At 45.7% G+C, this 19,606-nt stretch carries 14 protein-coding genes; 7 read left to right on the forward strand and 7 right to left on the reverse strand.

Annotation, left to right across the window (positions count from 1 at the left end; translation table 11 throughout):
* Positions 1 to 156: 156 nt before the first annotated feature.
* Entirely contained in the window at positions 157 to 672 is a 516-nt protein-coding gene (locus tag ACVA6Q_RS06345; RefSeq protein ID WP_446646916.1) for an RNA methyltransferase, read from the forward strand.
* Positions 673 to 769: 97 nt separating this feature from the next.
* A complete protein-coding gene (locus ACVA6Q_RS06350; RefSeq protein WP_353499041.1) occupies positions 770 to 1,183 on the forward strand; it encodes a VF530 family protein in 414 nt (137 codons plus the stop codon).
* A gap of 119 nt (positions 1,184 to 1,302) precedes the next feature.
* On the opposite strand, the gene ACVA6Q_RS06355 is transcribed toward ACVA6Q_RS06350, so the two are convergent.
* The 5 genes from ACVA6Q_RS06355 to ACVA6Q_RS06375 all read right to left on the reverse strand — a co-directional run bounded on the left by ACVA6Q_RS06355 (position 1,303) and on the right by ACVA6Q_RS06375 (position 7,495).
* Entirely contained in the window at positions 1,303 to 2,553 is a 1,251-nt protein-coding gene (locus ACVA6Q_RS06355) for a DEAD/DEAH box helicase (RefSeq protein ID WP_446646917.1), read from the reverse strand.
* Positions 2,554 to 2,692: 139 nt separating this feature from the next.
* Positions 2,693 to 3,784, reverse strand: coding sequence for an ABC transporter ATP-binding protein (locus ACVA6Q_RS06360; RefSeq protein ID WP_353499039.1), 1,092 nt, complete (start codon positions 3,782 to 3,784; stop codon positions 2,693 to 2,695).
* A 49-nt stretch (positions 3,785 to 3,833) separates the two neighbouring features.
* Positions 3,834 to 5,033, reverse strand: coding sequence for a carbohydrate ABC transporter permease (locus ACVA6Q_RS06365; protein ID WP_446646918.1), 1,200 nt, complete (start codon positions 5,031 to 5,033; stop codon positions 3,834 to 3,836).
* Entirely contained in the window at positions 5,033 to 6,043 is a 1,011-nt protein-coding gene (locus ACVA6Q_RS06370; protein ID WP_446646919.1) for a carbohydrate ABC transporter permease, read from the reverse strand. Before ACVA6Q_RS06370 ends, ACVA6Q_RS06365 begins: the two co-directional genes overlap by 1 nt.
* Positions 6,044 to 6,142: 99 nt before the next feature.
* Positions 6,143 to 7,495: an ABC transporter substrate-binding protein gene (locus ACVA6Q_RS06375; RefSeq protein WP_418642453.1), complete on the reverse strand. Its 1,353-nt coding sequence runs from the start codon at positions 7,493 to 7,495 to the stop codon at positions 6,143 to 6,145.
* Between the two features lie 353 nt (positions 7,496 to 7,848).
* Between ACVA6Q_RS06375 and ACVA6Q_RS06380 the strand changes: the two genes are divergently transcribed.
* The 4 genes from ACVA6Q_RS06380 to ACVA6Q_RS06395 all read left to right on the forward strand — a co-directional run bounded on the left by ACVA6Q_RS06380 (position 7,849) and on the right by ACVA6Q_RS06395 (position 14,973).
* On the forward strand, positions 7,849 to 8,868 hold the full coding sequence (locus ACVA6Q_RS06380; protein WP_418642454.1) for a LacI family DNA-binding transcriptional regulator: 1,020 nt from the start codon (positions 7,849 to 7,851) through the stop codon (positions 8,866 to 8,868).
* A 32-nt stretch (positions 8,869 to 8,900) separates the two neighbouring features.
* Complete coding sequence (locus ACVA6Q_RS06385; RefSeq protein ID WP_446646920.1) at positions 8,901 to 10,583, forward strand: glycoside hydrolase family 13 protein; 1,683 nt, start codon at positions 8,901 to 8,903, stop codon at positions 10,581 to 10,583.
* A 233-nt stretch (positions 10,584 to 10,816) separates the two neighbouring features.
* The gene (locus tag ACVA6Q_RS06390; protein ID WP_446646921.1) at positions 10,817 to 12,097 is read left to right on the forward strand and encodes an acyl-homoserine-lactone synthase; all 1,281 of its coding nucleotides are present in this window, start codon (positions 10,817 to 10,819) and stop codon (positions 12,095 to 12,097) included.
* 32 nt (positions 12,098 to 12,129) lie between these two features.
* On the forward strand, positions 12,130 to 14,973 hold the full coding sequence (locus ACVA6Q_RS06395) for a response regulator (RefSeq protein ID WP_446646922.1): 2,844 nt from the start codon (positions 12,130 to 12,132) through the stop codon (positions 14,971 to 14,973).
* A 32-nt stretch (positions 14,974 to 15,005) separates the two neighbouring features.
* Here ACVA6Q_RS06395 and ACVA6Q_RS06400 read toward each other — a convergent pair whose 3' ends face one another.
* Positions 15,006 to 15,899, reverse strand: coding sequence for a homocysteine S-methyltransferase family protein (locus tag ACVA6Q_RS06400; protein WP_446646923.1), 894 nt, complete (start codon positions 15,897 to 15,899; stop codon positions 15,006 to 15,008).
* 199 nt (positions 15,900 to 16,098) lie between these two features.
* Positions 16,099 to 17,847: an ABC-F family ATP-binding cassette domain-containing protein gene (locus ACVA6Q_RS06405; protein ID WP_446646924.1), complete on the reverse strand. Its 1,749-nt coding sequence runs from the start codon at positions 17,845 to 17,847 to the stop codon at positions 16,099 to 16,101.
* Between the two features lie 410 nt (positions 17,848 to 18,257).
* Between ACVA6Q_RS06405 and ACVA6Q_RS06410 the strand changes: the two genes are divergently transcribed.
* Positions 18,258 to 19,598: an MFS transporter gene (locus ACVA6Q_RS06410; protein WP_446646925.1), complete on the forward strand. Its 1,341-nt coding sequence runs from the start codon at positions 18,258 to 18,260 to the stop codon at positions 19,596 to 19,598.
* The last annotated feature ends 8 nt before the right edge of the window (positions 19,599 to 19,606 follow it).

Here is a 19,606-nt window from a genome sequence, read left to right on the forward strand (position 1 = left end):
ACGGGTAAACTATTAACAAATCCAGACACCAGAGCACCCAAAAATACCAAATCAAAAATACCTTCACCCAGCCATAGAATTTTCACCCTAATAGATCCATAATCCCCCACCCTAAGAGTTACTCCGCCACCAAAGACAGTAAGTAGTGCAACAACCATGACAACAAAGCCCAAAGTCGTTATCGGCCTACATAACCCGAAGAGCCCAACCAATGTCGGTGCAGTAATGCGCGCTGCTGGGTGTTACGAGGCAGGTGAAGTGCGTTATAGCGGTACACGCTATAGCCGAGCCGTTAAATTTCAAACCGATACCCAAAACAGTCATGAACGAATTGCTTTGGTGGAAAAAGAGGATCTCACTGCGGATTTGGCGGATGATGTTGAAATCGTTTGTATTGAGTTTGCTGTTGGTGCGAGCTCTCTGCCTCACTTTGAACATCCTGAGAAAGCCATCTATATATTTGGCCCCGAGGATGGCTCGTTGCCACAAGAGATCGTCGATAAAGCTCATCACGTGGTTTACGTACCGACTAACGGCTGCATGAACCTTGCTGCGACGGTGAATGTGGTTTTGTATGACCGCCTAGCGAAAACCATGGGCACGATCGATGACCACCAGCAAGTCATCGCCAATCGAGACAATAAAAACCGTTTAACAGTGAAAACGGTTTAAACCACTATACTCGTTATAGCTAACCTATCCTTCTTATAGATATCTCTGCGCGGCGCAGTTTGCTACACTCCGCCCATTGATAAGTGAGACCCTTAAAATGATGACTGACGAAGAAAGAATTGAACTGCAACAAAACAACCCACTACATGGGCTAAAGCTTGAAACCATGTTGCAAGAGTTAGTGGATTTTTATGGCTGGGACATTCTCGATACCGCAATGCGTTTCAACTGCTTTAACACAAAGCCTACGATTGCGAGTAGCGTGAAGTATCTGAAAAAAACTGAGTGGGCGAGAGAAAAGTTAGAGAACTTTTACCTTTATCGCTTCAAACGCATGCCAAGAGCGAGCGCAGAAGAATACAACATCCCACCAAGAGCACGCACCTTCCCGCACGGGATTAAACCGAAAGAGCCGATGGCGCTCACTGTTGAGTCGATTCTTAAATCACAAGCTAAAGCGGCTACAGCATTTAAGGAACGTTCAGGGCGCGGACGTCCACCACGTCGATAATGCATTGCTAAATACTCAAAAATAAAAAAGCCTTACTTGACGCTCAAGTAAGGCTTTTTTATTTTTTGATAGAAGCGGCAGATTGCAAAGTGAACTCGCTACCCGCCACGAGCGTTACTCTATTGATTGCGCTTTTTTTTCTTTTTGCCAGTGCCCGCTGGTTTTGCGCGTGGCTTCATCGGTGCAAAGTAAGCTTCGCTTTGGTCGTCTTCGACTTCAAAGCCTTTAACTTGTTCACGCTCAAGCTGGAATTTATTCTTCTTCTCGATCACTTTGAAGTGGTGATAGTCATCAAAATCAATCAGTGATAAACCCAAACCTACCTCACCAGCACGGCCACTTCGGCCGATACGGTGCATGTAATCAGCAGGACTGCGCGGAAGATCGAAGTTAATCACAACTGGCAGTTTTTCGATATCTAGCCCGCGAGCAGCAATATCAGTTGCGATCAGCACTTGAATCTCGCCCGACTTGAAGCCTTCCAACACGCGAGTACGAGCGCCTTGCCCTTTGTCACCATGGAAAACCTCCGCAGTGATACCGCGTTTTGACAGTTTTTGAGCCAAGTGATTACAGGCGTTCTTTGCATTCACAAATATTAGCGTCTGGCGCCACTGGTGTTGCTTAATCAAATGAGCCAGTACCGCCGTCTTTTGGCCTTTGTTCACGCTGAACACGCGTTGTACCAAAGTGCTTGCTTCAGCGCTTTGCAATTGAACTTCAATCGGATCGTTCAATAGACCTTGAGCCAGAGTGGTCACTTTTTCAGGGAAAGTAGCAGAGAACAGCAAGGTCTGCTTTTGCTCTGGCAGCAACGCTAGGATCTTGTTGAGCTCTTCGGTAAATCCTAGGCTTAGCATTCGATCCGCTTCATCCAGAACCAGTGTTTTTACTTGGTCCAATTTAATTGCATTGCTAGAGACGAGATCCAGAAGACGGCCAGGCGTAGCAACAATCACATCCGCGCCACCACGAAGAGCTAGCATTTGAGGGTTAACCGATACGCCACCAAACACAGCAACCGTTTTAATCTTGTCTCTTAGATGATAAGAGTAAGACTTCACATTGTAAGCCACCTGTGAGGCCAGCTCACGCGTTGGCACTAAAATCAGATGCGACACATAGTTGCCACGACGACTCGCTGAACTCTCTTGCTGACACACCTTTTGAAGGATCGGCAACGCAAAAGCAGCAGTTTTACCTGAACCGGTATTGGCTCCACCAACAATATCTCGACCTTCAAGTACATGAGGAATGGTATGAGATTGAATTGGGGTCGGTTGGCTATACTCTAACGCTTCTAGGCGCTCGACTAAGGTTGGAATCAAACCAAGTTCGGCAAATGTCGTTTGCTGTGTGTTATCTGTCATTACAATGAGTGGCTCAGTGCTAGGTAAAGGGCGTGTATCTTATGCTATTTGCCGCCAAGATGTTAGCAATATTCAGTTCTCAGCCTGTAACCAAAAAGCTCTCGGGAATGCGAGAGCTTTATTGTGGAGGAAAACAGGCTTACAGGTGTTTGAGCGAAATCCCCTCGCGATTAAACAAATGGATCTTCTCTGGCTCTGCTTTTAGATAAATTTCTTCACCCTTATGGAAATCCAATATACCAGGAAGCTTGGCTACAACAGCTTCTTCATGCCCTTCTACTTTGATGTGAAGTAACGTGACTTCACCCAAAGACTCAACAAACAGCACCTTACCCGACATCAGCGCATCCGCGGGTTCGGCAACAAGAAAATCTTCAGGGCGAATACCTAGTTGCAGCTCGGTGCCTGCTAAAGAATCCTCAGAGCACACAGGAACTTCAATATTAAGGCCACTTTCTGCGGTCACGAGTGACGCTTCACCCGCTTTCTCCATTCGAGCTTTGCTGATGTTCATTGCTGGAGAGCCGATGAACTGCGCAACAAAAACATTGGCAGGGTCGGTATAGAGTTCTAGCGGCGTACCAACTTGCTCGATACGACCAGAAGAGAGCACAACAATTCGGTCTGCTAATGTCATCGCTTCAACCTGATCGTGCGTCACGTAGATCATCGTTGTCTCAGTGAGCGCCTCCTTGAGATTAGCGATTTCAATTCGGGTCTGAACACGCAGCGCCGCATCTAAGTTAGACAATGGCTCATCAAATAAGAACACCTTTGGCTGCCTTACAATGGCTCGGCCAATCGCAACACGCTGCCTTTGACCACCAGAGAGTGCTTTTGGCAGACGATCCAAATAAGGTTCAAGCTGGAGCATACGTGCCGCTTCCATCACTCGTTCGTGAATGGCCTCCTTGGACTCTTTCGCAATACGCATCGCAAATGCCATGTTGTCGTACACGGTCATATGTGGGTACAGCGCATAAGTTTGGAACACCATGGCAATACCGCGCATCGCTGCAGGCAGTTCATTAACCCTGGCGCCTTCGATACAGACTTCTCCAGAAGTAATATCTTCAAGCCCTGCAATCATTCGCAATAGTGTCGATTTTCCGCAGCCCGATGGGCCAACGAACACAATAAACTCCCCTTGCTGAATATCGAGGTCAATCCCTTGCAGTACCTGAGTTTCACCGTATGATTTTTTGACGTTTGTTAAAGATAATCCTGTCATTTCACTCATCTCTTCTTAGAATCAGTCACATCGTTGAATCAGGTACTGTTTATTTAACAGAACCAGAAAGTAGCCCACGAACTAAATATCGTTGCAGCACAAAGAACACACATAACGGCACCGCGATTGAAACGAACGCCGACGCCGTCAAAATTTCCCAGTTGCCACCTCGAGATCCCAATAGCTCACGCAAACGCGCTGTCAGTACCATATGCTCTTCTCCTGTTCCTAAGAACACCGTAGCCACCAGCAAGTCATTCCACACCCATAGGAACTGGAAAATGGCAAACGACGCCAAAGCGGGAAACGACAGCGGCAGAACGATTCGCATGAAGATCTCAAAGTCCGTCGCACCATCGACTTTGGCCGATTCAATGATTTCTCTAGGTAGACTAGAGATATAGTTCCGCAGCAAGTAAATTGCCAAGGGCAAACCAAAGCCCGTGTGTGCTAGCCATATTCCAAGGTAGGTTTTCGCCCCGACACCAAAGAAGGCACCGATATCATTGTAGAGCCTGAGCAATGGGATCAATGACATCTGCAATGGCACCACGAGTAGGCCAACGACCAGCGCGATCAATAGATTGCGCCCCGGCATCTTCATCCACGACAAAGCGTAGGCCGCATAAGCCGCAATAAGGATAGGTATGATGGTGGCAGGAATGGTGACCGTCAGTGAATTAATAAACGAACGCCCTATCCCTTCTGCCGTTAATACCTCACGGTAGTTGTCTAAGCCAAACTTTGGCGGGACAACCGCAGTGTAGAAAATTCGTTTGCCACGTTTGCCAGTAAATGGCTCAGGCGAAGTCATCTTGTAGTGACCGTCTTCGCTAACCGTCAGTTTTCCGCCTTTACGCATTTCTGCAACTTCGCTTGGCAAGAACTTAGTCGGCTCTCGAGAAGAAAAACCAAATGCCATGATCTCTGTCTGTGCGTCGTTTACCAATAACTGCCCCGAAAGCACATAAACGCCACCTAACTTTACTTGCGTATCCGGGTTTTCCGTACGAGCCACTAGGTTTTGCTCTGATGCCGTTAGAGAAGTCCACCAGCCTGATAAAGCTAACTGGTCTTTATCTCTAAAGGACGAAATAAGTAGACCCGCTGTTGGTAGCGTCCAGAGAATGACTATCAACAATACAGATAAATGCACCAGAATCGTCAACGGCGAGCGACGAAGTCGGCTGATACTAAACTTAGCATTTGGTGACTCTGTCGATGAAGGCGCTGCAACTTTAGTCGTCATTATCGATCCTCCATCTGCGCACTCGCTTGACGCATGTTCCAAACCATAACTGGAATCACCGCGACCATGATGATAACGGCAATCGCCGCTCCACGCCCAAAGTCACCGCCGCCTCTAAACATCCAGTCAAACATCATGTTTGCAAGCACCTGAGTACTCCACTGACCATTTGTCATTGCTAGCACAATATCGAAAACCTTAAGTACCAAGATGGTGATCGTCGTCCATACCACGGCAATGGTTCCCCATATTTGCGGGATCAAAATCTTAAAGAAGATCTGCACACCATTTGCACCATCAAGAATGGCGGCTTCCACGGTTTCCTCCGGCACACCGCGAAGTGCTGCGGCAAGGATTACCATTGCAAAGCCAGTTTGAATCCAAATCAGGATCACCATTAAAAAAAAGTTGTTCCAAAAAGGAATGGTTATCCAGGCCTGTGCCGTCCCGCCAAATGCTTCCACAATGGCATTGAGGATGCCAATTTGCTCTGAGCCAGGTGCACGATAGTCATAGACAAACTTCCAAATGATCGACGCGCCAATAAAGGAGATCGCCATCGGCATAAAGACCAGACTCTTAGCAATGTTTCCCCAGCTCACCCTGTCAGTCAGAGCTGCTATAACTAATCCGAAAAACGTTGATGCCGCTGGTACCACAAGTAACCATAACAAGTTATTGAACAGAGACTCTCTAAACTCAGGATCCTTAAACAACCAGGTGTAATTGCTCACACCAACGAACTTATCCCCGTTTCGGTCATGCAGCGATAGATACAAAGACTCAAAAACCGGGTAGATGAGGTAAAGCACTAAGAAGGCCAATGCTGGACCTAAGAACAACCACGGACGAATCGCCGCAGCCCGCCTCAGGTTCTTGGCCATGGTTTGGTTGGAGACATGTCTGGTTGGAAAAATAAGGGTAAGCAGGAAATTGCTGCCAACAAAATAGACAACGCAGCTAGCGACGCCCAACACCATGATAAATAGAGAGGAATAAAGCTGTTCCATCACTACCTCGCTCAATAAATGCCTAACAAAGGTGTGAAATGTGAACATCGATAGACGCTAAAAAAACGGCGTCTATCGACATCACGTTAAAGGGCCTTATTACTTAAGCGCATCCCATGTTTTCTGGATATCGCTAGCCACATCTTCGGCTGACTTACCGCCGCTGTAGTCAACCATTCCTGTCCAGAATGCACCTGCACCAATCTTACCAGGCATCAAATCAGAACCATCGAAGCGGAACGTCGTCGCATCAAGTAATATCTTGCCTTGCTTCTTGAGCGTGTCGTTACCATAAGCATCGATATTGACACCTTTATGCGGCGTTAAGAAACCCGATTGTGCCATCCAAATTTCGTGGGCAATTGGGGACTGTAGGAAAGACATAAACGCTCTCGCCGCTTTTGAGTCTTTAGTGATGCTCCACATGGTGCCCGCACCCAATACCGGTTTACCTAAATCTTTTGATTCATAAGCAGGGAAGTAGAAGAAATCAACATCGGCTCCCAGCTCTGTGCCTTCAGGGAAGAAGCTTGGAATGAATGATGCTTGACGATGCAGATAACACTTAGCGGGCGAAGTAAATAGGCCTTTTGGCGAGTCACGGAAATCCGTCGCTGCAACAGCGCGTGCACCACCATCAACAAACTTATCGTTGCGTGCAAACCAACCGAACTCTTCAATCGCACCAACCACTTTCGGATCATTAAATTTAAGCTCGTTTGTTGTCCACTTATCATAATCAGATGGCGATTGAGTACGAAGCATCATATCTTCTACCCAGTCCGTTGCAGGCCAGCCCGTTGCACCGCCCGAACCGAGACCGACACACCAAGGTGTTTCACCATCTTCCACGATTTGCTCGGTCAACGCTTTCAGCTCTTCCATCGTTTGTGGCACTTCGTAGCCCACATCTTCAAAGTTCTCTGGTACATACCAAACCAACGACTTCAAATCGACCTTATAGAAAAATCCATACAAGTGATCTTTACCATTTTTATCTGCAAACGTTCCTAGATCGACCCAAGATGAGCCAGCAGCATAGTTGTCGTTTACCCATTCACCCATCTTTGGATCCAGCGGGGTAAGAAAACCTTTTGAGGCTAAATCCGCTGCCAGCCCAGGTTGTGGGAAGATGGCTATGTTAGGGGCGCTCCCCGCTTGAACGTCAATGGCAATTTGCTGCTCAAAGGAATCTGAACCAGAGTAGTTCACTTTGGCACCCGTTGCGGCTTCAAAGTAAGCAATGACGCTTTCAACAAGCTCTTTGTCTTCAGTCAGCCAAGGACCAAAAATGGTGACGGTTTCACCTTTTAGATCCATGTTTTTCAGCGCTTCGTAGCTCTGCCAATTGAAACGGGCATCTTCGCCTGGTGCGAATTTGAGGTCAGCCGCAAAAGCGGCAGAGGTAGAAATGGTCACAGCGATTGCACTAGCAAGTAGGGAGGTTTTCATCAGCAAGACTCCATGTATTGGGATACTTTTTATTTGTCTTTATGTCCTTGGCTTTTCGGATTACTGCACATACAACTAAACAACTTAATCGGTTAAGCCAGTACTAACTACCTTAAAACCTTATTGACATTTCGACCACTTTCTAACCAGTTCTTGCGCCATCGATCATGTTTTATGAACTCAAGTCTTCAATAGGATGACGAAGATCAAACTATTTAACGCGCCTAAAACACCCACACTTCCAATCCTTCTTAATCGTTTTAGAATTAGTAGAAATCATCCTTCACTATTGGTTAAAAGCTTCGCCAAAAACAGAAGTTATTACCATATATAAAAGATAAGTAGGGATTACTATGCAGCGCAAGAAGCCCACTCTCAAAACGGTAGCAGCGCATCTGGGTGTCTCAACGGCAACGGTCTCAAATGCCTTCAATCGTCCTAGTCAACTTTCCAAGGGGCTGAGAGAAAACATCCTGCTAGAGTGTGAAAAGCTTGGCTACACTGGCCCAAGCAGCACAGCACGTAGCCTGCGCACGGGAAAAACGGGCGTGATTGGCGTGTTGCTGGCGGATAACTTGGCGTACAACTTCACTGACCCTGTGGCAACCGAGTTTTTGGCTGGCGTATCAAAAACGTTGGACGAAGCGCATGTCAATATGTTGCTGCTTCCTCCTAGCAAAGAGAACTATCAAAACACCCAAGTTGAGACGATTCCCGATAGCTTTATCGTCTATGGCAAGCCCGTAGATACCAGCATTGTTGATCTCATACTGAGGCAGCATAAGCCTGTCGTCGCAGTCGATTTTTCAATACCGGATACTCCGTCTATCAATATTGATAACCATAAGGCGAGTTACGATATTGCTAAACACGCCATTCACAACCCCAGCGACAATGTGTTGATTTTGGGGCTCAGGCTAGAACCGTCGACATCTCTTTCACTGGCGAATCTTGACAACCTTTACTCCAGCGAAGAATCGGTTTCACGCTGCCGTTTTGAAGGTTACAAACAAGCGTTGGAAGAAAACCACATTGCACTGTCGAATGAAAATATTTGGCAAATCCACGATCTGGAAGAAACCAGTCTAAAGACCATGCTTCGAGGCACGCTAACGGCGCCAAAAAAAGTCGATGTTCTGCTTTGCATGAGTGACAAAATCGCCCTTGCCGCGCTCGCAGTATCACAAGAGCTTAATCTATCGATTCGAATTGTTGGCTTCGATGGCATTCCACAAGCCGCCGAATCCGGACTAACTACCGTTCAACAACCTATTGCTAAAAAAGGCCAAATCGCTGCGCAGATGGCGCTTGGTCAACTACCCTACGAATCTATTCAGCTCGATACGGAGCTTATCATTCGCAGCAGCAGTTAGAACTTACTTCACTTGCTAAGGAGAACACTTCCATGAGTACGGAACAACTGGAGCAACGTTGGTGGCATGACGCCGTGGTTTATCAAATTTATCCGAGAAGTTTCAATGACGCCAATGGTGACGGTATCGGAGATATTCCTGGCATAATCGAAAAGCTAGATTATATCCAAGGACTAGGCGCCAATGTGATTTGGCTGAGTCCTGTTTACAAATCGCCCATGGATGACAACGGCTACGACATTTCTGGTTATCGAGAGATCGCCCCAGAGTTTGGAACCATGGCCGATATGGAAGCGCTTTTAAAAGAAGCTGATAGACGAGGCATTAAGATTGTCATGGATTTAGTCGTCAATCACACCTCTGATGAACACCCTTGGTTCATTGAATCCAAAAGCAGCAAAGACAATCCAAAACGCGATTGGTACATCTGGAAAGATCCTAAAGAGGATGGCAGTGAGCCCAACAATTGGGAGTCCTTCTTCAAACCTAAAGCATGGACTCTGGATGAAGCAACGGGTCAATATTACCTGCACCTGTTTAGTAACAAACAGCCAGACTTAAACTGGGCAAACCCAGAGGTCAGAGAAGCTATCTACGACATGATGCACTTCTGGCTTAAAAAGGGCTTGGGTGGCTTTCGAATGGACGTCATCAACATGATTGGCAAGCCATCTGATTTTCCAGATGCCACTATTTTTGACTCCGGTGTTGCCGGTTGGGAGCATTGGTCAAACAACCTATTGGCTCACCAATACCTTAGAGAAATGCATGAGAAGGTATTGAAACACTACGACGTGCTAACCGTTGGTGAAACGCCATTTACCACCACACTTGATGGCCGCTACTATTCACATCCCGCTCGTAATGAAATCAGCATGATCTTTCAGTTCGAACACGTGAGCATTGATCGTGAAGAGCATAACGCGGTTAAGAAAGACTTTGATTTGGTTCAGTACAAAGAGATCATGTCTCGCTGGCAAGAAGACTTGTATCAGAAAGGTTGGAATAGCCTCTACTGGAGCAATCACGACCAGCCTAGAACCGTGTCTCGCTATGGTTCAGACTCGTCTGAATACCGAGTGATCAGTGCCAAAATGCTCGGCACCGTTCTACATATGATGAGTGGTACTCCGTATATCTATCAGGGTGAAGAGATCGGAATGACAAACAAACACTTCAACAACATTGAAGAGTTTAACGACTTAATGGCGAAATTCCATTACCAAAAAATGTTGCAGCGCGGCATCTCCGATGAGGACGCTATCGCCTTTCTGAACGATTTTTCTCGCGACCATGCTCGAGTACCCGTTCAATGGGATAACAGCGAGCATGCTGGCTTCACCACCGGTACACCTTGGCTGCCCGTGAACGAGAACTACGCCGATATCAATGCTGAGCAAGCCATAAACGATGAATCGTCGATATATCATCATTACCGCCAACTGATCGCCCTGCGTAAAAGTGACGAGTTTGGCAAAGTGATTGTGTACGGCGACCACACTTTGCTCGACCCTCAAGATAGTGAAGTGTACGCCTACATTCGCTCAATCGATGGCAAATCGCTACTCACTATCGCGAACTTCAGCTCTCAAACCGTTCAGAGAACCTACCCATACAGTGTGAAGCAAATAGTGATCAACAATTACCCTGGTTCACTGAGCTCGATTCACAATATAGAGCTCAAACCGTATCAAGCGCTTGTGATTGAGATTTAATCAATACACATCAGATAGTTAATTAAGCGAACCGCCAATGGTTCGCTTTTTTCATCAGTGCTAGCTCACCTTTTTAAATCACAAATTACTCCAACACCACAACAATATGTATTGCCCATCATAATTACCAGCAAAAAAACCTCTTCCAATAGCCATATTAAAAACCATCCTCTCAATAGACTTCCCACCAATTTCATACACTTTCCTCTGTTAATCACAAAAGAGGAAGTAACATGTCTGATTTTTATATCATTGATACACAGTACGATCACTTAACATCCACTATCGATAATAAGGACGCCTTATTACTTGAAGTCCACAATTATATTGAGACTACTGGTGATCGGGAAATATTTGAGTGCATTATCAATAAGAGAAGCGAGCAGATTGTAAATTCTCAGCTATCTTCTTGTTCTAGTGGTAATTTAGATAGCCAGTATCAATCTGAAAGCATGGCAATTTTGATAAATAACACTGAGCTATTTGGTGTGCCAAATTTCTATCGTTATATAGAGCAGCAGTCCCAGTCACTGTTTGGAGGGCTGTTGCCCTTTTGGGCCGAGTATCAACGCTTCGTACTCATGCTAGACGCTGACGCAGTTGAGAAAGCTATGCCTAGGATTAAGGAAACTATACCTTGTGAAGAATTACCTAGTGAAGAATTGAAAATCTTGGCCAAGGTTGAATTGGAAAATGGATTTCACGCTGAGCTTGTGCAGAACATCGAAGCAGATTGCAGGAAATTTCTGACGTACTTCTCCGATCAACCTCTAAGGCTCCCCAACGCCAATGCACTGATGAACTTAGAAACTTTCGTGAAGCAACAGCACTGGTATGAAATGCTATTCGAACTGGATTTATCCGCTCAAGGTGAACATTTTATCCTTTATCAATGCGATGAGCATGGCAGAAAGACCTTACTTTCGTCTGCGAAGATCCAGCGCTGGAACAAAAAAGACGATTGGTTAGCGTTTGCACCATTTTTCCAATCGGATAGTTGGAAGGTCTCATTGAATGATAGAAATATCAGAACGTTAGAGGCTTCTGGAATGTTTGATGGCTCTTTATCCAACCGCCTCAAGCTTTCAACACCGCAACATCTCGATCAGTCGTTTTCACAAAGCTTGGCACTTGGTGATGATTGCTGTGAGCTAATTAGGATGGCTGTAAGTGGTTCCACAAGTCGTTTGAATACAATTCTATACCTATCTATTAAACACATCGCTCTGTTCATGAAACAGGTAGGCATGAAAGGTGTGTATGTCATCACGGAACAGCCTGCTCTGTTGTACTTCTTTCAATCAGTCAACTTATATAGTGATGATCCAGATTGTTACGTTCCAATGACGTATCAGCAAATAACCCCGACAAAACCTTACACATATAAAGGATTAATTTTGAGCGATCCAATGGTTAAAGCTATTGGAGAATGCAATTATAAGCAGTACTATAAGCAAGTGTTGTCAGCAAGGAAGAAGAGCACGACTCATTTTGCATCATGCCTGAAATTCTAAAATTAGCTTGCTCTGATACACCAGGACTTATCATGTTTATGATCGGTACTGGTGTATTGGTCTGGGCGATTTACATGTCATACAAGATGGTGAAGAACCAGTTTAAGGTAGATCAATCGATCTACCTTCCTTACTGTCTTTATGCATTTTTCATCGCATGTTGGATTTATACCAATGCTTATTTCCAATCGGATTTAATCACTTATTATGATCCTGATGTCGCCCTAGCAATGGCTATAGGGGCAAATATTTTCTGTGCTCTTGCTATTTTGTCGGCATATTGGTTTTCTTGTAAGCTTATCTCTAAAGCTAAAAATAGAAATATCTCTAGATTACAATCCATTATATTAATAGGATTATCAGTTCATTCTCTGATCGTTAACTTAGTTCCTGACATGACGGTCATCGATGTTGAAGTGTATTCATCTGGTAAATTCCTAATTCTCTTTGGTGAGTACAACAAAATATTTTTCCTCACCGCTCCGTTTATCATCGCACTAACCTTTCTCAACTTTGTTCGCGCATGGAAAAGTGATCTCAGGCTAACACAGCTCAAGTCCGGCTATATGATGGCTGGTGTGATTATCTTTATGGCATCCACCTTGGTTGTGATGATCGTCATTCCTTATTTCTTAAATGACTTTTCACTGGTATGGGTAGCGCCCACGCTATCGGTGCTTGAGCTGATGATAATCGGCTATGCTCTGCTATTTAACCGCTTTTACAGCGGGCGGTATATTGCTCTAGTAGGCATCAGCTCACTGACCAATATCGCTCTGTTCATCATTCCCGCCGTGTTTCTCGCATCCACCGGTAGCTATCAAAACATTACTTTACTTGGGTGGGTTGTCTTTACTGGCCTCTTCTATCAAAAATCTCTCAAAAAGGTCTATTGGTTCTTCAATCGTTTGTTGTACGGAAGCGCTGGTAACAGCATCGATCAGATCTGCAGTCTTGAATCAGAGTTTCGATTTTCATGTACTGAAGCGATAGAGCGACTCAACCACATATTAGGTGTCTCGAACGGTTATGTGCGCCAAACCATCGCCGAGAAAGATGCTCAGGTATTGGAATTTCTGCAAAAAGGCGAGCGCATTCTCGTGAAAGATGAGCTTATCTATATCCTCAATCATCATATTGACGCTAAAGAGAGCATGGGCGATATCATCGACTATATGGTCGCCAACAAGATATCACTTATCGTGCCTATTTTTGATAATAGAAAGCGAATATCCCACCTATACCTTGCCAACCAGTCAGAGCAGCATCCGCTAATCACCGCGGATCAAGTGGTTGGGTTGCTCTTACTGTTTAGAGAGGCCAGTCGTTGGATCATCGCTGAAGATAAAGTGCGAAAAAGCCAAATTCTGGCGGGCTCCATTGCCCATGAAATACGTAATCCGTTTAGCAAGCTCAAATATCAATTCGAGCAAATTGACACCAAAGTCTTGGGTAATGATCCCACAGATTTAGGCAACCACAACTCAGAAGAAATCAAACAACTGCACCAAGCGTTGCATGAGAGTAAGCGTGCCGTTCAATCTGGCACCCGATTTATCGATGCTATGTTGTCGGAGTTAAGAGGTGAATCGCTCAAAACCGATCGCTTCTCATCCCATTCTGCTGGCGAGTTAACGTTGGCTGCGATCAATGACTTCAGCTTTAACAAACCTGAGGATCGTCAACGGGTCAATGTGAATATTGAAGACTTCGCATTCTGGGGTGACGATACCCTATTCAGCTTTGTTATTTACAACCTACTTAAAAATGCCACTTATTACTTTGAGCAATATTCACACAGTAAAATAGACATCGGTTTTCAGCGACGAGAGAACATCAATACGTTGTCATTTACCGATTTTGGCCCGGGCATCGCGGAGGCCCACCTCGATCAAATCTTCGATGACTTGTTTACGCAAGGCAAAGGAACCGGCACCGGACTTGGACTTTCGTATTGTAAACGCGTCATGGCAGCGTTTGGTGGTGATATCCAATGTCGGTCGCAGCTAGGCAAATTCACAACGTTTGAGCTTACTTTTCCTGTCATCGATGAATCCGCATACGAAGCCAGACTGCATACTCAGCTAAAATCCATCTTAACAAACAAAAAGGCGTTGGTGATCGCCCCGCACACCTCACAGGCATGGCTACGACAATGTCTCGATGACGAGTTTGCACTTTCGGTTCATTATGTTTCTGCGCAGCAACAAGCACTGGGCTACTTGGCCGATACTGATGTTGATTTTGTGCTGGTTGCCGACCTCGAGCCTTCAGCGGCCAGTGAAACTGCAAATGCCATCCATGACGCCAATCAGCAAGGCACTATCCCGACACTTTTCTGTACCACTCGTACGGAAGAAGAATTGAGCTATGTTGATGCATTTCAAGCAACATTGCTGACATTCAGTAAGTACAGCTTTTGGAGCACTTTCGTTAAAGCCGAACAAGCTGGCGCGTTGAAGAAAAAAGAATCCCTCATGGGTAAGAAAGTATTGGTTGTCGACGATACCCATGTTAATCGTCTACTGGTACAAAGTTATCTAGTGACAGAGGGGGTAAAAGTGGAGCAAGCGGCCTCCGGCATTGAAGCCATTGAAAAGGCGAAAAAGACAAAGTTCGACCTCATTTTCATGGATATCCGCATGCCCAACATGAATGGCTTTGAAGCATGCAAAGAGATTCGAAAATTCACTGCATCAACGCCGATTGTGTCACTATCAGGCGAATGCGGACCGGATGCTCGCCAGTCCATTGCGACGCTTATGGATGACTATATCCATAAGCCAGCGGATAAAGCCAAGCTCGTCGACATGCTGCAAAAGTGGTGCAATGGCAACAGCACCACATCGCATAGGGTAAAGCAGCTAGAAGCGTAATTTGGCAAGTGCCTGTTTCACTCTAACCTCGCCTAGCTTTCCTGCTTCCAAGTGGATAACAGCGCAATATGTCTCGGTTCAATACCGCAGCAACCACCAATAATAGTCGCGCCTAATTCATGCCAATGTTTGGCAAAATCGAGATACTCTTCTGGAGAAAAGTGACGAACCGTTTGAATCGCTTCGTTGGCTTGATGTCCCGATTTAATCGGCGTAAAACTGTTGGCAAACACGCCAATTTCCAAGCTCTTGTTGTTACGCTTGGTGACGCTATTCACGACTTCAATCGCCTGGGCAATCACTTCTGGGATAGAGCAGTTGAAGAATAGCCCTTTCCCACCAGCCTCTAATAATTGCTCGACGGCCTCTTCCACTGTTTCTCCGGAACGAAGCAATGCAGGCTGGTCTAATTCATCTTGTAAGGTAAAGCAAAGGTAGGCGTTTTTTTGAGTTGCGTTAAACAGCTCTAGATACATTTTCGCTTCTGCAACACTGGCAACGGTTTCAGCTAGCCACAAATCAACATACTCATCTTGCGCTTGCATCAGCTCGGAAGTGATCGCTTTCGCTCGCTCATATTGAAACAGCTCTGGTCGATAGGAGCCAAATACCGGCGGCAGCGATCCTGCAACAAGCACGTTGTGCGTCGATTCAGAAACCGCTTCACGAGCCAGTTTTGCGGCTTTATTGGCAAGCGCTGCACCTTGCTGAGCGTATCCCTCATCGCCAAGGTGAAACGGCACGCAAGCGTAGCTATTCACTGTAATGATCTCGGAGCCCGCATCGATAAAAGCATGATGCGCCTGTTTAACCAATTGTGGCGACTCAATCAGCGCTTGGGCACTCCACAAAGGCTGAGAAAACGGCGCACCGATACGCTCTAGCTCTCGCCCCATACCACCATCTAAAATAGTTACTGCTTTCATATCTACCTACTGCTGTTAAAAGCGTGACTAAGAGACGCTATTAAACCACAAACGAGCCAAACATGAATGGGGGTTACACATAGTTATTTTCATCCGCTTATTTCAGGCTCCTCGACATACAAAAAGTGCATCAAGGCTTTCACCTGATGCACCTTGGTTAGGACTCTAGCTTATCGATCCTAATTAAGAGCAGACGATGCTACAAATGCAGTCTCAACGTAATTTGTTCAATTTCATCTCGCCATTGCTGCTGTAACGCTGGTTTCTGATGTTTTGGCTTACGTTGTACATCGGCCTCTAACAAGCTTTCGAGCTGAAATAGTTTATCTAGCAACCAATCTTCATCGATGATTTTTGAAGCTGCACAAAGAGTACTAGAATCTGAAGAACTCAATTGAGTTGGCTTGTCACTGGTACTCTCTGTTTCACCACTGTCAATCTCGTCATACAACCTCTGTAAGTCATGCCACTGTGTCAACGCCCCGTCTTTAATCAACCAATAGCGATTACAGCTTTTTTCAATCAGTTCCCTGTCATGGGTCACCAAAAGTACTGCACCATCGAATGTTCCAAGCGTTGAGGCCAACTCCTCTTTACCATCCAAGTCCAAGTGGTTGGTCGGCTCATCAAGCATTAGGAGGTGGTAATTTGCCAGCGATAAACCAAGCATCAAGAGTCGGGAGCGCTCTCCTCCACTGAGCTCGTTTACACGTTGAGAATGACGGTTGTATGCAAAGCCCGCACTAATCAGTGCCATTTTTCGCCGCTCTTCATTCTCATCGGTAAACACATCAAGTGCGTCGATTAAAGTCTCGTTGTCACTTAGCTGTTTAAGGCTCTGATCATAAAAGCCTAATCGACAGCGAGAGTGAAACTTAACACTGTCAGAAAGACTCATAGCTTGCGAGTATGTTTGCCAAAGCATCTTGAGCATCGAAGATTTACCGCTACCGTTGCAGCCAATAACGGCAATACGATCGCCACTTTTGACACTTTGCTCGTCCACGGAAAACAAAGTCTGTGCGTCATTCGCCGGTCTAACCGCCAAATTTGAGAGACCAAGTAAGCGATTCGCTTTCATCGCTTCTCCGTTAAGTGTTAACCTCCAAGCCGTTCCTTCTGTTAGTTCCGTTTGCGCATCTTTGAGCTTTTCAGCTCGCTTTTCCATATGTTTGGCTTTTCTGGCAAGATCTTCATTGTCGTAAACCCGCCCCCAAACTGACAGTCGTTTAGCACTTTTCTCGATCCGATCGATTTCCTTTTGCTCTGCCTGATTTCGCAGCTTGGCCGTTTCATCGTCGGCTGCGAGTTCCACCAGCGCAGCGGAACACGGCAGTTGAAAGTAATGTAGAGATTTGTCTCTTAAAATCCAGGTGCAGTTCGTAACCTTATCCAGCAGGCGCTTATCGTGAGACACAAGGACAAAACTGCCCTTCCAGTTAATTAAGAACCGCTCAAGCCAAAGCAGTGTTGGCAAATCCAAGTGGTTACTCGGCTCATCAAGAAGCAACAAGTCCGGCTTATTAATGAGTGCTCTTGCTAACAGCAAGCGAGTATGTTGACCGCCGCTCAATGTGCCCGCCGTTAGCGTCCATTGCGCTGCCGTAAAACCCATATCGGACAAAATAAGTTCCGCGCGCCACAGCTCTTGTTGGCGATCATCCTTTGGTAGTTTGGCAACGACAGCATCAAGCATGGTAACGTGCTCGAGCTCATGTGGGAGATGCTGCTCTACCTGTTCCATGAGGCAATGATTCGCTAGCGTAATTTCCCCTGAACGCGGTTCTTTGTTTCCACAAAGCAGTTGAAGTAAGGTACTTTTTCCGCAACCGTTGTGGCCGACAAGGCCAATACGATCACCTTGCTTTAGGGTGAAAGAGATTGCTTCAAACAGCGGTGTTGAAGATGTATGAAAATGAATGGATTGTGCAGATAGTAATGTATTCATGGCTTACTCAAGTTTTTCAAGGCGCAAAGCACCTGTTGTCAAAATGGGCTGACAATAACTCTGTAAGCTAGAGAGAAGAGATTCTCGTTAGTCTGTATAAATTGCGTCTTCGCTCAAGCTCAGTTATCGCAGCACGATACTGGTAAAACTTGAGCGAGCTTGAAAAGCAAAAACGTATGCAAAATATAATGCACACTGGTTCATGGGTTACCTCCTTATCTTTTCGGTTGAATTTAGGTTGTCTATTTTATCAACTAAAGCAATGAAGTCTAGCGGATTATCTGACACGTTTTATAGATTAAATTAGGCAATTAACTGATTTTAAAGGCAGAAACTTTAATCCTCATCCAAAACAGGCTATACCTATACCCATATCGCATTCAGATACCAACTTCACAGCGGAAGACTCAATGACAGTCAAAGAAATACTTCAGATAAAAAACGTACGTTACTTTTTGATGTTTCGCAGCAGCTATTTTGCACGCTTCTACTACCCGGTTTTTACTCTACTTTATCTGGACTACGGCCTAACCCTCTCTCAATTTGCCATGCTTAATGTGGTTTGGGCAGCGACCATCGTCATTTCTGAAGTTCCTTCTGGCGCGTTCGCAGATACTTTGGGTCGCAAAAAACTCGTGGTGCTGTCATCGATCGTCATGTTTGTAGAGATCGCCATGATTGCCTTTGTTCCCACCGGGAACGCTAACTTGGTCTTCGCGGTATTTTTGGTCAATCGGGTGTTAAGTGGGTTAGCTATGTCGCTAGCCAGCGGCGCCGATGAAGCGCTCGCCTACGACACGCTAAAAGAACAGGGCAAGGAAGAAATTTGGCCGCAGGTTCTGCAGATACAGCTGCGCATCGCATCCAGTGTTGGCATCGTTGTCACCTTAGTTGGCGCTGCTATGTACGATGTGAACGTGATGGGTAGTATCGCTGAATGGTTTGGTCTCGCAAGACCAGAAAGCACCCAAGACATCATGCGTATTCCAGTCTACGCTACCTTACTCGTTGCGCTCGTTGCCATCTATGCCGCCACTAGCATGCAGGAAGAGCGTAAAGTCGCGCCACATGCCGATGGAAAAGTCGCATCGACGATGGCTAGCCTAAGGCTAACAATGGATACGGCTAAATGGGTAATATCAACACCTTACGTGATGTTCATCTTGCTCTATTACAGCTTATTTGAGCACACCTCACGCATGTTTTTGACCATGAACAGTCAATACTACCGCGCCATTGAGATCCCGATCATCTATATCGGTTTTATTGGCGCTGGCATTAGCCTATTCCAAATCTTATTGGCTGGACAAAGTCGCAGACTGGCCGAGCGCATGGAACCTAAGTCCTTCATTACGCTAATGGGGCTTGCCGCCATGGCAACCTATTTCTGGATAAGTCGTGGCTGGCCAATCTATGGCGTGATTCCCGCTCTGTTATTGGTGTTCATTACCATGACGGTAAATATCTTCATTAGCTATCATCTCAATAGAAAGACCGAATCACACAACAGAGCCACCGTACTCAGCTTCAAAGGCTTAATGTTCAACCTTGGATACGGCATGATTGGTATGCTCTATGCGTACTACTACAAGATGGTTTCTCAACGTTATAGCGATCAAGAAATCGCGCAACACCTCGACTTTTTAGCGTCACTGTCATCGTTTTTCTATTACTTTACCGCGTTGTTTATCGGGCTCAGCGTGTTCTTTTACTTCAGCAACAAAAAGCGTCCCGTGTTCAACCAGTCATAAATGAGGTG

Source organism: Vibrio sp. DNB22_10_4 (assembly GCF_052879755.1).

Bases quoted from the DNA above. Each gene is read 5' to 3' on its own strand.
- ACVA6Q_RS06345 (WP_446646916.1), top strand. From the start codon at position 157: ATGACAACAAAGCCCAAAGTCGTTATCGGCCTACATAACCCGAAGAGC.
- ACVA6Q_RS06350 (WP_353499041.1), top strand. From the start codon at position 770: ATGATGACTGACGAAGAAAGAATTGAACTGCAACAAAACAACCCACTA.
- ACVA6Q_RS06355 (WP_446646917.1), bottom strand. From the start codon at position 2,553: ATGACAGATAACACACAGCAAACGACATTTGCCGAACTTGGTTTGATT.
- ACVA6Q_RS06360 (WP_353499039.1), bottom strand. From the start codon at position 3,784: ATGACAGGATTATCTTTAACAAACGTCAAAAAATCATACGGTGAAACT.
- ACVA6Q_RS06365 (WP_446646918.1), bottom strand. From the start codon at position 5,033: ATGACGACTAAAGTTGCAGCGCCTTCATCGACAGAGTCACCAAATGCT.
- ACVA6Q_RS06370 (WP_446646919.1), bottom strand. From the start codon at position 6,043: ATGGAACAGCTTTATTCCTCTCTATTTATCATGGTGTTGGGCGTCGCT.
- ACVA6Q_RS06375 (WP_418642453.1), bottom strand. From the start codon at position 7,495: ATGAAAACCTCCCTACTTGCTAGTGCAATCGCTGTGACCATTTCTACC.
- ACVA6Q_RS06380 (WP_418642454.1), top strand. From the start codon at position 7,849: ATGCAGCGCAAGAAGCCCACTCTCAAAACGGTAGCAGCGCATCTGGGT.
- ACVA6Q_RS06385 (WP_446646920.1), top strand. From the start codon at position 8,901: ATGAGTACGGAACAACTGGAGCAACGTTGGTGGCATGACGCCGTGGTT.
- ACVA6Q_RS06390 (WP_446646921.1), top strand. From the start codon at position 10,817: ATGTCTGATTTTTATATCATTGATACACAGTACGATCACTTAACATCC.
- ACVA6Q_RS06395 (WP_446646922.1), top strand. From the start codon at position 12,130: ATGTTTATGATCGGTACTGGTGTATTGGTCTGGGCGATTTACATGTCA.
- ACVA6Q_RS06400 (WP_446646923.1), bottom strand. From the start codon at position 15,899: ATGAAAGCAGTAACTATTTTAGATGGTGGTATGGGGCGAGAGCTAGAG.
- ACVA6Q_RS06405 (WP_446646924.1), bottom strand. From the start codon at position 17,847: ATGAATACATTACTATCTGCACAATCCATTCATTTTCATACATCTTCA.
- ACVA6Q_RS06410 (WP_446646925.1), top strand. From the start codon at position 18,258: ATGACAGTCAAAGAAATACTTCAGATAAAAAACGTACGTTACTTTTTG.